Annotated in this window: 9 protein-coding genes; 4 read left to right on the top strand and 5 right to left on the bottom strand. The window is 72.5% G+C overall.

All coding sequences use genetic code 11. The annotated features are described in order from the left end of the window. Nucleotides 1–11: 11 nt before the first annotated feature. The 4 genes from LCH29_RS22980 to LCH29_RS22965 are packed head-to-tail and all read left to right on the top strand — an operon-like array spanning nucleotide 12 to nucleotide 4051. A complete protein-coding gene (locus LCH29_RS22980) occupies nucleotides 12–1388 on the top strand; it encodes an ABC transporter substrate-binding protein (RefSeq protein WP_446463621.1) in 1377 nt (458 codons plus the stop codon). Then, complete coding sequence (locus LCH29_RS22975; protein ID WP_446463620.1) at nucleotides 1385–2245, top strand: metallophosphoesterase; 861 nt, start codon at nucleotides 1385–1387, stop codon at nucleotides 2243–2245. The genes LCH29_RS22980 and LCH29_RS22975 overlap by 4 nt, the downstream gene beginning before the upstream one ends. A 3-nt stretch (nucleotides 2246–2248) precedes the next feature. Next, nucleotides 2249–3193, top strand: coding sequence for a carbohydrate ABC transporter permease (locus LCH29_RS22970; RefSeq protein WP_446463619.1), 945 nt, complete (start codon nucleotides 2249–2251; stop codon nucleotides 3191–3193). A 27-nt stretch (nucleotides 3194–3220) separates the two neighbouring features. Continuing rightward, nucleotides 3221–4051, top strand: coding sequence for a carbohydrate ABC transporter permease (locus tag LCH29_RS22965; RefSeq protein WP_446463618.1), 831 nt, complete (start codon nucleotides 3221–3223; stop codon nucleotides 4049–4051). 65 nt (nucleotides 4052–4116) lie between these two features. Here the strand turns inward: LCH29_RS22965 and LCH29_RS22960 are convergent, their stop codons facing one another. Genes LCH29_RS22960 through LCH29_RS22940 form a run of 5 tightly spaced genes read right to left on the bottom strand, consistent with a single transcriptional unit; the run spans nucleotide 4117 to nucleotide 15690 of the window. After that, the gene (locus tag LCH29_RS22960) at nucleotides 4117–5688 is read right to left on the bottom strand and encodes a PfaD family polyunsaturated fatty acid/polyketide biosynthesis protein (RefSeq protein WP_446463617.1); all 1572 of its coding nucleotides are present in this window, start codon (nucleotides 5686–5688) and stop codon (nucleotides 4117–4119) included. Then, nucleotides 5682–7646 (bottom strand): beta-hydroxydecanoyl-ACP dehydratase, encoded by a 1965-nt coding sequence (locus LCH29_RS22955; RefSeq protein WP_446463616.1) that lies wholly within the window; start codon nucleotides 7644–7646, stop codon nucleotides 5682–5684. The genes LCH29_RS22960 and LCH29_RS22955 overlap by 7 nt, the downstream gene beginning before the upstream one ends. After that, the gene (locus LCH29_RS22950) at nucleotides 7643–13753 is read right to left on the bottom strand and encodes an SDR family NAD(P)-dependent oxidoreductase (protein ID WP_446463615.1); all 6111 of its coding nucleotides are present in this window, start codon (nucleotides 13751–13753) and stop codon (nucleotides 7643–7645) included. The genes LCH29_RS22955 and LCH29_RS22950 overlap by 4 nt, the downstream gene beginning before the upstream one ends. Before the next feature lie 35 nt (nucleotides 13754–13788). Further along, nucleotides 13789–14400 carry an SGNH/GDSL hydrolase family protein gene (locus LCH29_RS22945; protein ID WP_446463614.1) on the bottom strand — a complete coding sequence of 204 codons (612 nt, stop codon included), beginning with the start codon at nucleotides 14398–14400 and terminating at the stop codon, nucleotides 13789–13791. Between the two features lie 54 nt (nucleotides 14401–14454). Further along, nucleotides 14455–15690, bottom strand: coding sequence for an NAD(P)/FAD-dependent oxidoreductase (locus LCH29_RS22940; RefSeq protein WP_446463613.1), 1236 nt, complete (start codon nucleotides 15688–15690; stop codon nucleotides 14455–14457). Nucleotides 15691–15878 lie beyond the last annotated feature (188 nt).

The raw sequence follows: 15878 nt of genomic DNA, 5'->3' as shown, positions 1-15878 counted from the left end.
CCGTGCATTCCGTGAGAACTTCTCGCTTCCGTTTCGGTGCCGCCCTGGGCGCCGTCGCCATCCTGTTCGGCGCCTCGGCCTGCGGCGGTCTCGGCGCCGCCGAGGACAAGAAATCGGGCTCCTCCCCGGTGCCCGAACTCGGCTCCGACCAGAAGGTGTCGATCACCTTCGAGAGCTACAACTTCGGGCAGGCGGGCCCGTGGACCGAAACGTTCACCGCACTTATCAAGAAATTCGAACAGGCCCACCCGAATATCAAGGTGACCGCACAGAAGCCGCAGGGGAACAGCCCCAACCCGGCCGCCGACGCCGTCTCCAGCGTGCAGAACGAGACCGCCTCCGGAAACCCGCCGGACGTCGCCCAGCTCGGCTTCGGCGACCTGGACTACGCCGTCAACGGCCTCGGTGCCCAGCCGCTGGACGACCTGGTGGGCAAGGCCGAGGTGCGGAAGAACTTCGGCGGCGCCCACCCGTACGCCACCCGGGCCCAGACCCTCGGCGACTGGTCCGGCAAGACCTACGGCGTCCCGTTCGTGTTCTCCACGCCGGTCCTCTACTACAACGCCGACCTGTTCAAGAAGGCCGGTCTCGACCCGGCCGAGCCGCCGAAGACCTGGGACGAGGTGGCCAAGGCCGCCCTGGCCATCAAGAAGAAGACCGGCAAGGACGGCCACTACAGCGACTGCCTGACCAAGATCGCCACCGACTGGTGCTTCCAGTCCATGGTCCGCTCCAACGGCGGCCGGGTCATCTCGGAGGACCGATCCGAGCTGACCTTCGACCAGCCCCCGGCCGTCGAGGCGGTCGAGCAGGCCCGGGCCATGGTGAAGTCCGGGGCCACGCCCAAGCTGAACCAGGAGCAGGCGTACACCGAGTTCGCCCGCGGCGACATGGGAATGATCCTGGAGACCAGCGCGGTCCAGGGGCTCTTCATGAAGGGCTCCAAGGACAAGTGGGACCTGCGGGCCACCACCTCGCCCGGCTTCGGGGACAAGCCCGTCGTCCCCACCAACTCCGGCTCCGCGCTGTTCGTCTACGCCAAGGACCAGGCCAAGCAGCGCGCCGCCTGGGAGCTGATCAAGTTCCTCACCAGCGACCAGGCGTACACCATGATCTCCAGCAAGATCGGCTACCTGCCGCTGCGCACCGGTCTGGTCGACGACCCGAAGGGCCTCAAGACCTGGGCCCAGCAGAACCCGCTGATCAAGCCCAACCTGGACCAGCTCACCCGCATGGAGCCGTGGCAGTCCTTCCCCGGCAAGAACTACATCCAGGCCCGCAACGAGATGCTGGACGCGGTGGAGAAGGCCGTCTACCAGGGCGCCGACCCGAAGACCACGCTCCAGGCCGCCCGCAAGCAGGCCGACAAGCTGCTGCCGAAGAAATGACCGAGCCCGAACTGACCCTGGTGCAGTTCAGCGACACCCACATCCTCCCCGAGGGTGAGCTGATGCACGGCCAGGTCGACACCCTCGCCAACCTGGAGGCCGCCATCGAGCTGGTGGCGGCCTCCGGGGCCCGGGTGTCCGCGCTGCTGCTGACCGGTGACCTGACGGACAGCGGCGCCCCCGAGGCGTACCGGCGGCTGCGCGGTGTGATCGCCCCGTTCGTGGAGCGGCTCGGCGCCGAGGTGGTGTACGTGCCGGGCAACCACGACGAACGCACCGCGTTCCGGGCCGCGTTGCTCGACGGCGGACAGGCCGCCGACCGGGTGCACTGGGTGGGGGGCCTGCGGATCGTCGTACTGGACAGCAGCGTGCCCGGACGCCACGACGGCCATCTGCACGACGCCCAGCTGCGCTGGCTGGCCGAGGAGCTGGCCCGGCCCGCGCCCCGGGGCACGGTGCTGGTCCTGCACCACCCGCCGCTGCCGTCCCCGGTGCCCACCGTCCATCTGCTGCGGCTGCGCGGCGCCGAGCGGCTGGGTGCCGTCGTCGCCGGAAGCGATGTCCGCCTGATCGTCACCGGGCACGCCCACCACACCAGCTCCGGTGTGCTCGGCACCGTCCCGGTGTGGGTGTCGCCCGCGCTGGCGTACCGGGTGGACGCGATGTCCCCGAGCGGCAGGCTGCGCGGCGCCGAGGGCGCCGGATTCACCCGGATCGACCTCATCGACGGAACCCTGGTGACCACCGCGGTGCCCGTCGAGCCGGGCCCCGCCGTGTACGACAGCGAGCGCGACGCGATGGTGCGCTTCATCCAGGACCTGACGCCCGAAGTGGACCTGACGCCCGAAACGGAGTGAGAGATGTTCATGGAGGTTGCCGCGCCGCCCCGGCCGATGGACACGGCCATCAAGGCGGCGCGGCCCTCGCTGCCGCGCGCGATCCGGCGCGCGGCGCCGCCGTATCTGTACCTCGCCCCGGCCCTGATCCTGCTGGGCATCTGGGTGTACCGGCCGCTGGCGCAGACCGCCCAGCTGTCGTTCTACTCCTGGAACCTGCTGCCCACCACGCCCATGGAGCCGGTCGGGCTCGACAACTACCGGCGGCTGATGGACTCCCCGCAGCTCGGCGACGCGCTGTGGCGCACCCTCGAGGTGATCCTCGGCCTGCTGCCGTTCTCGATCGTCATCCCCGTGGTCGTCGGGCTGCTCACCCGGCGGCTCGGCGGCCGGTCCCGGGCCGTCTACCAGGCCTTGGTGTTCTCGCCCATGCTGGTCGCCCCGGTGGCCGGCGCCGCGGTCTGGGGGTGGCTGCTCTATCCGCGCGGCGGCGTGGTGGACCGGGCGACGGGCACCTCGGTGAACTGGCTCCAGGAGAGCGGCTACGCCCAGGTCGCGATCATCATGATCACCGGCTGGCACGTGCTCGGCTTCGCCGTGCTCGTGGTGGCCGCCGCGCTGTCCGGCATCAACGGCGACTACGCGGACGCGGCGGCCCTCGACGGCGCGTCGCGCGGGCAGATCACCCGCTGGATCACCCTGCCGCTGCTCTCCCCGACGCTGGTCTTCCTGATGCTGATGACCGTGCTGCTGTCCGCGCAGTGGACGTTCCCGCTGATCGACTCGCTCACGCAGGGCGGACCGGCCGACTCCACCACCAACGTCTACTACCTGCTGTGGGACTACGGCTTCCGCAGCTACGACGCGGGCATGGGCGCGGCCGCCGGGATGCTGCTCTTCGTCGGCTTCGGACTGGTCGCCGCCGCGCTGGTGTGGCTGTCCGAGCGCCTGGCCTTCCACGACAACTGAGAGACACCACAGAGGAGTCCACCCACCGTGTCCGAACAGGCCGTCGGCGACCGCGGCCGCCTGCGCACCGTGCGCGCCCATGGGGTGCTCGCGGTGCTCAGCGCGCTCTGCGTCTTCCCGATCTACTGGCTGTACGCCACGTCCCTGCGCCGCTCCGGCGACGTCTACTCGCTCTCCCCGCTGCCCTGGCCGCTGTCCGTCCAGAGCTACAGGGACGCCGCCCGCCAGGTCGAGGTGGCGCATCTGCTGTTCAACACCCTGGCGATGGCCGGGCTCATCGCCGTCGGCCAGCTGCTCACCGGGCTGCTCGCCGCGTACGCCTTCGCCGCGTGGAACTTCCCGCTGAAGCGGCTGCTGTACATCGCGTTCGTCGGGACCTGGCTGGTGCCCTTCCAGGTCACCATGCTGCCCAACTACGTGCTGCTGATGCAGCTCGGGCTGCTCAACACCCTCATGGGCGTCGTCGTCCCGACCCTCTGCTCGGCGCTCGGTGTGCTGCTCCTGCGCCAGCACCTGGAGAGCTTCCCCCGCGAGCTGCTGGAGGCCTCCGCGATGGACGGGCGCTCCTCGTGGACGACGCTGTGGACCGTCGTGGTGCCCAACATGCGCTCCGCCCTGTCGGCGCTCGCCGTCGTGCTGTTCGTCAACGCGTGGAACGAGTACTTCTGGCCCGCCATGGTGATGCAGCGCAGCAACGCCGTCCTCCAGCTGGGCCTGCGCAGCTTCATGGGCACCGAGGGCACCGACTGGGGGCCGCTGATGGCCGTATCGGGGCTCGCCTGCCTGCCGGTGTTCGCGCTGTACCTGGTGCTCCAGCGCAACATCGTCAACGCCTTCGTCCGCTCCGGGATCAAGTAACCCCACGACGTGGAACGGGCCGGGACTTCGTACCTCGAAGTCCCGGCCCGTCCGTGGTGCGGGGCTCAGCCCGTGAGCGGCACCGGCAGGTACGTGGCGCACCGCGCGGGCAGCCGCACCCCCGCCAGCCGCAGCTGTCCCGCCCGGGCGGCGAAGGCCGCGCCGCGCAGGATATGCGTGGCCACCTCCGCGACCCCGCGGTGGGCGGGCGCGGCGAGATGGGTGCCCGCGACCCACTGGTTGAACGCGCCCATCGCCGGGCCGCACCAGATCTGGTAGTCCGCCGCCCGCTCGGGCACCCCGCGGATGGACCACCCCGAGGACAGCCCCAGATACCAGCGGAACACCAGGGCCATCCGGCGCTTGGGACTGTCCCGTGCGCGCTCGATCTGCTCCGGGTCCCGCTCGGCGAAGAACCGGGTGCAGTCCTCCCACACGTCCTCCAGCGGCCGCTGGAAGACACGCTTCTCCAGTTCGGCCCGCTCGGTGTCCCCGAGGGACTCGAGCGAGTCGTGCGTCCGGTACGCCTCGTACAGCCGGCGCGCCCGGCCGGGGAACATCGTGCCGCGCTGGAGCACCTGGACGTCGACGCCCATCTCGAACATGTCGGCCGACGGAGCCATCACACAGTCCGCCACCCCGGCGGACGCGAGCAGCTCCTTCGCCGCGGGCGACTGGTCGCTCTCCACGCACGCCTGGTTGATCGAGCCGGTGACGACGTACGCGGCACCGAGCGCGAACGCGGCCGCCGCGGCGGCCGGGGTGCCGATGCCACCCGCAGCGCCGACCCGCACCGGTCGCGCGTACCCCAGCTCGCGCTGGATCCGGTCGCGCACCGCGATCAGCTCGGGCAGCAGCACGACCAGCGGGCGCCGGTCGGTGTGCCCGCCGGAGTCCGCCTCGGCGGTGATGTCGTCCGCCATCGGCACCTGCCGCGCCAGCTCGGCCTGTTCGGCGCTGATCGCGCCGGACTCCACCAGGGAGCGCAGCATCGCCTCGGGGGCCGGGTGCAGGAAGCGCTCCGCCACCTCGGCCCGGGACACCTTGGCGATGATCCGGTTGGCCACCGTGATCCGGCCCTCGGCGTCCCGGGACAGCCCCGCGGCACGGTAGTGCACCACCTGCGGGGTGAGGTCCAGGAACGCCGACGCCTCGACGCAGCGCACCTGGTGGCGCAGGCACAGCTCCACCACGGCCCGCTCCATGGCCAGTTCGTTGGGCGAGTGGATCAGGTTGACGGCGAACGGCGCGCCCGGTGCCTCGGCGGTGATACGGCGGATCGCCGTGTCCACCTTCTCCGTCAGCACCCCGGCCGCGCCGAACGAGCCCAGGAAACCGGCCCGGGCCAGGGCGATGACCATGTCGGCCGACGCGATGCCATTGGCCATCGCCCCGCCGTGGTAGGCGTGGCCGACGCCATGGGCGGCCCGGAAGGCCGGATCGCCGAGCGAGGCGGGCGGCAGGGACGGCACGGCGGCCAGCACCTGGGCCCGGCGGGCGAGCCCGGCGTCGGTGGTGACCCCGACGCCCAGCTCGTCCCGTACGACGAAACACGGCCGGTCCAGCAGATTCAGCTCGCGGTAGATTGCCTCGGGCTCCCGGGCAGGGCCCGCCGCCCGGTCGGTCGGTGTCACCACGGTGCGGCTCCCTGCTCGCGCAGTTCGATGGCGATGTCGATGAGTTCGTAGATGCGCAGGCCCGGCTTCCACATGCTGGCGTCCGCGATGACCCGCAGCCGCCCGGACTTGCGCTGGATCTCCTTGATGTGGACTTCCAGCGTCACGGTGCCGTCGGTGGGCAGGAACTGCCCCCGGTACTTCCAGGTGAACGGCACACCGACCGGCAGCACGAAGCCGGGGTCGCGCATGCCGTCGCCGAGGCCGGAGTCGAGCAGCCACTCCTGCATCGCCTGGATGACGGTCTCGACCCCGAGCGACCCGGGGATCACCGGGTCGAGGTGGAAGTGGCGGGCGAAGAACCAGTCGTCCGGGTCGATGTTCCGCGTCGAGTGCAGATAGCCCTTGCCGTAGCGGCCACCGCCGTCCACCACGGTCAGCTCGTCGAGCAGCGTGAGCTTGTCGCGGGAGCACAGCGGTGCGGCCGGGTCGGCGCGGCGGGCGGCCACGTCGATGGTGCGGCCCTCCGCGGTGGGGTTCTCGTCCCGCCAGGTGGGCACGTCGCGGCCCGCGTCGAGGCCGGTCTGGTTGCGCAGCGCCTCCTCGCTGAAGTAGCCGAACAGGGTCTCCCCGGAGTAGAAGGGCACCCCGTTCGCGGCGAGGGTGTACGTGAAGCTCTGGAGCGTCGAGCCGGGCATCGGCGTGGTGGACTCCAGCGCGGAGTCCTGCCGGATGGTGGTGTCCCGCAGGTCGACCTCGTGCAGCACGGTGGCCGTGCCGCCCAGGTTGCGCAGGCACTGCGTCTCGTGCGGCCTGCTCAGCGTGGCGCCGAGGTGATAGCCGATGAGCAGCGCCGACTGGAGGGAGGTCTCCATGTAGACGCAGTTGGGCATGGACGCGTTGGCGGTGTCCGCGTAGTACCAGGAGTCGGCGGGGGAGTCGTACTCGGTCTGGTACGTGGCGCCGTCGAGCCGCCCGCGCTCGCCCTGGATGTCCACGACCCGGTCGACGAGCAGCAGCCCCCCGGTGGGGATGCGCGTTGCTTTGATCCCCGTGTAGTGGGCGAACTCCGGGCCCAGCGCGACGCCTTGGTCGCCCCGGGCGAGATGGGCGAGCTGGAACTCGCTGAGCAGGACCCGTTCGCCCTGCGCGCTCTTGCGGCCGAGCCACCGCGCGGGGAAGCCGCCGCGCTCGGGGCCGACCGGCACCCCGGGCTTCTCGTGGACGGCCACCTCGACCCCGGACACCACGGCGCCGCCACTGCGGGCGCGCACCCGCAGCCCGGGCCGCGGCACCAGGTCGATCCACTCCACCTCGACATCGAGCCCGGTGCCGGCTTCGGTACCGGGCTCGACCCGGGTGTGCTCCGGGCCGACGCGCACGAACCGCGCGTCGGCGAGGCACAGATGCAACCCGGTGAACAGCGCGAACACCTGGGCGGCCTGCACGGTCGCCTCGACGGGGTCGGCGCCCGGCACCGTACGCGCCACCACCCGGCCGTGGCCCCCGGAGCCGCCGCGCAGCTCCAGGGCGGTCACCTCGGTCAGCGCCGGGTCGGCACCGGCCGCGAGGCGCACATCCGGGTTGCGGTCCTCCTGGTCGTAACCGGCGCCGAACACCCCGGCGACGTCGCCCGCGGCCAGCCGCCGCAGCTCGGTGACGCCCAGCCGCGTCACCACCGAGCGGGCCAGGGGCTTGAACGCGCCCTCGGCGGCCGCCCGGGCCGGACCGGCCGCCACGGCGGTCCGGCCCGGAAGGCCGAGCAGTCGGCGCTGGAGCGCCACCTGCGCGCGGAGCGCCCCCGAGTGGGCGCTGACCAGGGCGGTACGCAGCTCGACGAGGGTGGAGCCGGGCTGCGGCGCCCCACCGGCCGGAACGGCCGGAACGGAGGGTTCGGGGGGTGTGGTCGGTTCGGGCGGGGGAGCGGTCCAGGCGACCGCGTCGAACGGCTCGCCCTCGAACTCCAGGACTTCGGTCATGACGCGGTCGTCTCCTCCTGGTCGGCCGACCGGTGCTGCCACCGCCGTACCGACTCCTGGAACTTGTCCGTCATGTCCGGGGTGGACACGACGGTGACATCGGCGAAGCGGCACAGCACGCGCCCGTCGGCCGTGGCCGCGGTGGCGGTCACCGTGACCCCGCCCGCCGCCTGGCGCGCCTCGTCCAGCACCAGGAGATACGGCTCGTCGTCGGGCAGCGGCGCGTACCACTCGGCCCGGCCGATGCCCAGCGGCAGACAGGCCCCGCCGAGCAGCTCCTTGCCCAGCACCGGCGGGCCCTGGAGCAGCACGTCCGCCAGGACCGGGCTGTGCAGCCGCCCGGCGTACGCGCCACCGGCCACGTCCGCGTCGGCGAGACGGCACAGCAGCACCATGCGGTCCGCCGAACGGTCGAGCACACGGCGCATGCCCTGGAGGCGCGGGGCGTGGAACTGGGTGGCCTCGCGGTAGATGTCCAGACCGTCCTCCGGCCCCTCGGTGACCGGCGGTACGTCGATCACGGGCGCCTCCGGCGGCTCGGGCGCGAGGAGGAACGTACCGGCGTAGTGCGAGACCAGCGCCCCGGCGGCCGACCGGCTGCGCACCGCGGCGCGGACGATCACCTCGTCCCCGTGGCCCTCCTCGGCTTCGGCCTGGACCCGGAAGCCGTCGGGCCGGGTGCCGTCGAAGACGATGCCCTTGTGTACCTGGAAGTCCAGGGCGCGCACCACCCGCAGGCCCGGGTGGGCCCGCTCCGCGACGCTGACCAGCCAGCCGAGGCCGAACGTGGCGGGCAGCACGGCGTGTTCGCCGATCCGGTGCGCCTGGATGACCTCGTCGGCGTCGATGCCGGTGATGTCCCGGTGGGCCGAGAACGCCGGGGCCACGGCCGACCGGCCCCCACCGAGCGCGGTGTTCTCGCCGACCAGGACGCACACCTCGGAGGTGGGTGGCCCGGCGAACTCGCCGACGAACGCCCGCGCGCCGACCCGCGGGTCGAGCAGCGGGATGCCACGGGCGGTGAACAGCTCCCGCAGCTCGGGGGTGACCATCCCGGCGTCCCAGGCGCCCCAGTCGATCGCGGTGACCCGCGCCCCGGGGTGGGCGTGCCGCCATCCGGCCGCGAACCGGCACAGGGCCTCGTTCGCCGCCGCGTAGTCGGCCTGGCCCGGGTTGCCGAGCAGGCCCGCCACCGAGGTGAACAGCACCAGATGGCGCAGCGCCGCGCCGTCCAGCGCGTCCAGCACATGGCGCAGCCCGTGGAGTTTGGGCGCGAGGACCCGGGCGATCTGCTCGGGCGTCTTGTCCGGCAGCAGCGCGTCGGCGAGCACCCCGGCACCGTGCACCACGCCCGTGATCCGGTCGCGGTGTTCGGCCAGGGCCGCCTGCACGGCGGCCCGGTCGGTGGTGTCGACGGCCACGTACTCTCCGCGGTCGCCCAGCGCGGCCAGCGTGGCGCGGATCTCTCGCTGGGCGAGCAGGCTGCCGTGCACCCGGCGCACCTCGCGCGGGGTGGGGCGGGCCCCGTCCGCGGCGAGACCGGCGATCACGGCGGGCTGGAGGTCGGCGTCGGCGACCCCGGCCGCCCACGACGGCTCCGGCTCCAGCTCGGTGCGGCCGAGCAGCAGGAAGCGGGCGGGCGCGTGGTCGGCGAGCGCGCGGACGCACTCGGCGGTCACGCCGCGGGCGCCACCGGTGACCAGCAGCAGGTCCGCGTCGGTCAGGGCGGTGGCGGGCGGTTCGCCGTCGAGGTCCACGGTGGTGACCCGGTGGGCCTCGCCATGGCTGCCGGGCACCACGGTCCAGCGGGCGCCGTGCTCGTCGACGGCCACTTCGAGGGTGTCGCGGGCCGCGTCACGGATCTCGGCGAGCACCGCAGCGGTGAACTCCGCCTCGGACAACGTCGGTTCGATGTCGAGCGCGCGGCAGAACAGTGCGGGCCGCTCGGCCGCCAGGGTCTTCACGACCCCGCCGATGCCGCCCACCAGGGACGCGACCGCACCGCGGCGGCCGTGCAGCCCGAGGCCGCCGTCGAGCCGGGTGACGGTGACGAATCCTGCCCGCCCGGTGGCCGGGTCGAGCGTGTCGGCGGCCCGTCCGGCGGTCAGGATCGTCCCGGTCAGCCACTGCTGGGCGTCCGGCCAGTCCTGGGCGGCGTCCACCAGCGTGACGTACAGGTCGACGCGGCCGGTGTGTGCGGCGTCGTCCCGCGGTGTCGTCCGGCGGACCGTCCAGCCCTCGTCCTTCAGCGCGGTGGCGAGCGCGTCGCCGTCGGCGCCGCCCCCGTCCAGGAGGACCGCCACCGGCTCCGCCGGGTACGGCCGCTCGATCACGTCGACCGCGGGCAGCCCCACGAGTTCGACGGCCTGCCGGGGCGCGCTCGCCCCGGCATCACGGCCTTTTGGGTCGACATCACCCTCTCCGGTGGCCAGGTAGTCGGCGATCTGATCGACCGTGCGCAACTCTCCGAGCTGTTCCAGCCGGATTTCCGGGAGGTCCGGCATCCGCTCCTGGATGGACCCCAGCACCTGGACGCGCTTGATGGAGTCGACGCCGAGGTCGGCCTCGAGGTCCATGGTCGGGTCGATCATGTTCGCGGGGTAGCCGGTCTTCTCGGCGATGACGTCGACGAGCACGCTGCGGACGTCGTCGTCGGTGGCGGCGCCGCCGTTCGCCGACGGCTCGGCGGCGGGTGCGGGCGTCGGGACGGGCGCGGGGACCGCCACCGGCGCGGGGACGGGCGCGGGGGCCGGTGCGGGCGCGGGGACCGCCACCGGCGCGGGGGCGGGCGCGGCGGCCGGGGCGGGCGCCGGGGCCGGGACGGCGAGTTCGGGCCGTACGGGCGCGCTGACCAGCTCGGGGACGTCCGCATCGGCCGTACCCGGGGCGAAGGAGCGGGGCGCGCCGGTGTAACCGCCGTTGGGGAAGCCCGCGTCCAGCTCCGCCAGGGTGGCCAGGATCTCGCTCGCCCGGGCGTGGGCGCGGCCGATGGCGACGCTCTGCTGCGCGACGGCGTTGATGGCCTCGGAGGTGTGCGGCTGCGCGGGCTGCCGCAGGGCGTCCGCGACCTGGTCGGCCACCTGCAACTGGCTCTCCAGGTACTGGCTGTGCAAGGCGAGGTGTTGTTCCACTGGGCTGCGCACGGGGTCCTCCACGGGGGCGCTGATCTGGTGAGCGGGAGCGGGAGCGGGGGCGGGGGCGGGAACAGAGACGGGGGCGGGTGCCGGGACGGCGGGAGCCGGGGCGGCCCCGGCCACCGGCTCCGGCGCGGGCGGCCGCACCTGGTAGCCGTTGTCCAGCGCCTCCCGGTACGCGGCGGCCCGCTCCTCGGGTACGTATTCCGGCGCCGACAGCGCGATGGTCATGCCGCCGGACTCGGCGGGCTCGACGGCCGGTTCGGCGTACCGGTTGATGCCGGAGAGCGGGACGCCGAGCACCGCGAGCCGCACCGCGGCCTGCTTCAGCGCGGTGTCGCTGTCACCGAGCGGGCCGCCGTCGGTGGGGATGGCGTGGACGTCGTCGCCGAGGGTGCGGCGCACCAGCTGGGTGAGCACCTGCTTGGGCCCGAATTCCACGAACACGGTGACCCCGGACTCGTGCATCGACCGCAGCGCGGCCACGAAGTCCACCGGCTCCAGGAGCTGGCGCACCAGGGTCCGCGCGTTGGCGCCCGTGTCGGCCCCGTACGCGGCGCCGGGGGTGTTGGCGTGCACCGGGACGGTGGGCTCCCCGACCCGGACGGCCTCGACCGCCGGGCGGAACGCCTCCACCGCGTGGCCGACGTAGCGGGTGTGGAAGGCCGCGGACACCGGCAGCAGCCGCGCGTTGATCTCCTGCTCCGCGCACACCTCGATGAGCCGCTCGACGTCCTCGGTGGGGCCGCCGACGACCACCTGGTCGGGGGCGTTGAGGTTGCAGATCACCACGTCGGGGAAGTCCGCGAGGAGTTCGGTGACCCGCTCCTCGCCCGCCTGCACGGCCGCCATGGTGCCGGTGTCGCCGTCGCCGGTGGGCGCCATGGCCGCGCCCCGCGCCCGGGCGAGCGTGAAGTAGTCCTCGTCGGACAGCGCACCGGCCGCCCACAGCGCGGTCAGTTCGCCGAAGCTGTGCCCGGCCAGCGCCGCGCAGGACAGCCCGAGCTCGCCCAGGTAGCGGAACTGGCCGACCGACAGCGCGCCGATCGCGGGCTGCGCGTGCTCGGTGCGGCGCAGCGCGGCCTCCTGCTCCTGTCGCTGCTCCGGGGCGAACACCGGCGGCGGGAAGACGACCTTGCCGAGCCGGGTGTCCGCGCCGGAGAAGTGTCCGTTGGCCTCGTCGAAGGCGGCGGCGACGACGGGGACGTTCAGCGCCGCGTCCAGGCCCATGTCGAGGTACTGGCTGCCCTGCCCGGCGAACAGCGCGCCGACCTTGAGGTTCTCGGCGGCCCTGCGGCGGAAGTACACACCGCGCGGATGGGTCCACTCCTCGGCGTCCTGGTCGGCCGCCAGCTGCTGTACGGCGATTTCGCGCAGGTCGGCCGCGGTCTCGTCGTCCGAGGCGGCGAAGCCGGCCCGGGCGTGGTCGGCCGGGATGTCCCCCGCGTCGGACGCGGGCGCGCCGGACCGCAGCAGGTCGAGCAGGGCGGCCGGGTCCGGTGCGTGCCACAGGTGGGCCTGCGCGGTGCGGTGGGCGACGCGCCGTTCGGTCGGCTCCGACGCCCGCTCCTCCAGCACGATGTGGAAGTTGGTGCCGCCGAAGCCCATCGCGGACACCCCGGCCCGGCGCAGGGGCCGGTGCGGGTCGCGGATCCACGGCCGGGTCTTGACGTTGACGTAGAAGGGGGCGTCGGCGAAGTCGATGGCGGCGTTCGGCGCATCCACGTTGATGGTGCTCGGCAGCACCTTGTTGTGCAGCGCGAACGCGAGCTTCATCAGGCTGGCCGTGCCCGCCGCGCCCTTGGTGTGGCCGATCTGCGACTTCACGCTGCCCAGCGCGGCGAAGTGCGGTTCGTCGGAGGCGTCGCGCAGCAGGTCGCCCAAGGCGCTGAGTTCGGTGCGGTCGCCGACGGACGTCCCCGTGGCGTGCGCCTCGAACAGCTCGACCGTGGCGGGGGAGACCTCCGCGTCGGCGTACGCGCGGTCCAGGGCGACCCGCTGGCCCTCGGCGCGCGGGGCGTAGATGCTCTTGGAGCGGCCGTCGCTGGAGGAGCCGATGCCGCGGATCACCGCGTAGATCCGGTTGCCGTCGCGCAGCGCGTCGTCCAGGCGGCGCAGGGCGACCATGCCGATGCCCTCGCCGAGCAGGGTGCCGTCCGCGGCGTCGGAGAACGGGCTGATGGTGTCCGTCTTCGACAGCGCCCCGACCTTGGAGAAGCACATGTAGATGAAGATGGTGTTCTCGGTGTCCACGCCGCCGGTGAGCATCATGTCGGCCCGGCCGTCGACGAGTTCCGCCACCGCCAGCCGGATCGCGGACAGCGAGGCGGCGCAGGCGGCGTCGACCGTGGTGTTCATACCGCCCAGCCCCAGCCGGTTGGCGACCCGTCCCGCCACCACGTTCGCCAGCAGACCGGGGAAGGAGTTCTCCTGCCAGGGCGCGAACGCCTTGACGTACTTCTCGGCGATCTCGGAGGCGTCCCTGGCGGTCAGCCCGCAGCTGCGCACCACCTCCTTGAGCACGGGGGTGGAGAGCCGGGCGGCCAGCGGATGCATCAGCGGCACCGGGCCCGTGGTGCCCAGCACGACACCGGTGCGGGAGGCGTCGTACCAGCCGGACTCGGGGGCGCCCGCGTCGAGCAGCAGGTCGCGCGCCACGCCGAGGCTGAGGGTCTGCATGGTGCTGGTGACTTCGAGCTGGTTGGGCGGCAGCCCGAACTCCAGCGGGTTGAAGTCCACGTCGGGCAGGAACGCGCCGCGCCGCGAGTAGGTCTTGTCCGGTGCGTCCGGGTCGGCGTCGTAGTAGTCGTCGAGACGCCAGCGGGACTCGGGCACCTCCTGGGTGCAGTCGGTCCCGTCCACGACGTTCTGCCAGTACTCGCGGTGGTTGCGGGCCATCGGGAACAGCCCCGACGTGCCGACGATGGCGATCGGGGTGCGGGCCAGCCTGCGGTCGGCCAACTCCTCGCTCATGTCTTTCCTCTCGAGAACACTGAGTACGGCCGCGGTCAGGCGGCGTTCAGGCCGGTCATGCCGGTGGTGCGGGAGAACAGTTCGGCCATGGAGTCGGCGAACCGCTGGTGTCCGATCGGGCTGGGGTGCAGACCGTCCTCGGACCAGAGCGCGGGGTTGCGCCACTCCGGCAGCCTGCCGATGTCCAGGCAGAGGGTGCCGGTGGCGCGCGTGATGTCGTACAGCGCCGCGTTCGCCTCGGCGAAGCGCTCGCGCATCTGGGCGCGGAAGCGCTCGGGGAGCGGCAGGTTTCCGGGGATGTCGGGGTAGCTCGCGGTCAGGACGGTGGTGTCCGCGCCCGTGAGGGAGCTGAAGATGGTGTGCAGGTTGCGCCGGAAGCGCAGCCGGTCGTAGTCGCCGATCAGGTCGTTGACCCCGACGACGACCCCGGTCAGCGGGGCCTTGTTGACCAGCGCGCGGCGCAGCTGGCCGTCCACGACCGCCTGGGTGGTGGCGCCGTGCACACCGAGGTTCAGCACGGTCTTCCGCGGCAGGTGCAGCCCGCCCGCGAACCGGGAGACCCAGCCGCGGAAACCGTCACCGGGCGCCGGGTCGCCCCTGCCCTCCACGAAGCTGTCGCCGAGCACGGTGAGCCGGATCGTCGGCACGGGAGATGTCCTCTCGGTCATTCCGGCCGGCGGTCCGGCCGGGGGTGGGTGGGGTCAGGACTGCGTGAGCAGGCGCTTGTCCTGCGGGAAGCCGACTTCTTCGTAGAGGGCTTCGAGGGCCTGGGGGGCGAAGAACTCGTCTCCGTGGATGCCGCCCGCGATGAGGCCGAAGAACTTCGCGGTGTACGAGGGGCTCTGGCCGGCCGCGCGGAACACCGAGTCGTAGTACGGGGTCAGGGACAGCTCGGCCAGGCTGCACGTCAGCTCGAAGGTGCCGTTGCTCTGCTCGTCGCGCAGCTTGACGTACTCCGCCAGCGCGGCGTCCATCGGGCGCTGTCCGGACAGCCCGAGGTGGAGCTGCTCGGCGAGGAGTTCGCCGTACTTGAAGGCGTCGGTGATGCCCCAGCCGGTGAAGGGGTCCTTGTGGTAACCGGCGTCGCCGACCAGCGCCCAGCCCGGGCCGTACGAGGTGCGGTAGTAGTTGTCCGGGTAGCGCATCGGCCGGAAGTTCTCGGTGCGCACCCCGCTGTCCCGCAGCTCCTCGCCGAGTTCGGGGGCGACCTGGTCGTACACCTCCTGGAAGCTTCCCTCCACATCGCGCCGGAACGCGCCGAACCGGTCGTTCTTGCGCATGACGGCCAGCAGGTTCTGCCCGTCGTTGGTCGGCCAGGTGCCGATCTGCTGCTGGCCGGAGGCGGTGCGGTGGTGCATGCCCCAGTCCAGGCCGTCGTAGTACGAGTAGTAGACGAAGCAGGCGGCCGGGACGCGGCGGTAGATCTCGGCGCCCACCTTGTCCGCGACCACCGAGTTGCGGCCGTCGGCGCCGACCGTGACGGTGGCGCGGAACTCCCGCTCCGGGCCCTCGCCCTCGCGGCCCCTGACCCCGGTCACCCGGTCGCCGTCGAACAGCACATCGGTGACCGTGAACCCCTCGATCACCTCGGCGCCGGCCTCCCGGGCGGCGTCGACGAGGATGGCGTCCAGCACCGTTCGGCGCGGGCAGTACACGGCGTCGATGCCGTCGATCGGGTCGGCGAACCCGGCGATCTCGATCCCGGTGTACTCGAAGTTGAGCTGCCGGATCGGCGGGACCCCGCTGGCGATGACGCGGTCCAGCAGCCCCCACGCCTGGAGCCGGGACAGCCCCGCCTGGTGGATGTAGTGGGTGGAAACGGTGTCGCTGGGGAACGTGGACCGCTCCAGCACCAGGACCCGGTGACCCTGCCGGGCGAGCAGCATGGCCAGCGGCGAACCGGCGCAGCGTCCACCCACAACAATGACGTCATACATATGAGATCGCTCCAGTGGTGATGTCGACACAAGCGATTCTGTCGACCGCCGGAAAATGCGGTCAACGTCAACAGCGGGAACCCATCATTCGATTAGCCGGGGCAATGAAGACGGGAAGCCGGAAGGGGCGCAGAAAAGAAGGGGAAACGCCGGGGAAATGAATGCGTCGCATAAAGAGGTTTATTGTT

The sequence above is a fragment of the Streptomyces sp. BRA346 genome (assembly GCF_052851135.1).
This window is presented reverse-complemented; position numbering and strand designations above follow the sequence as displayed.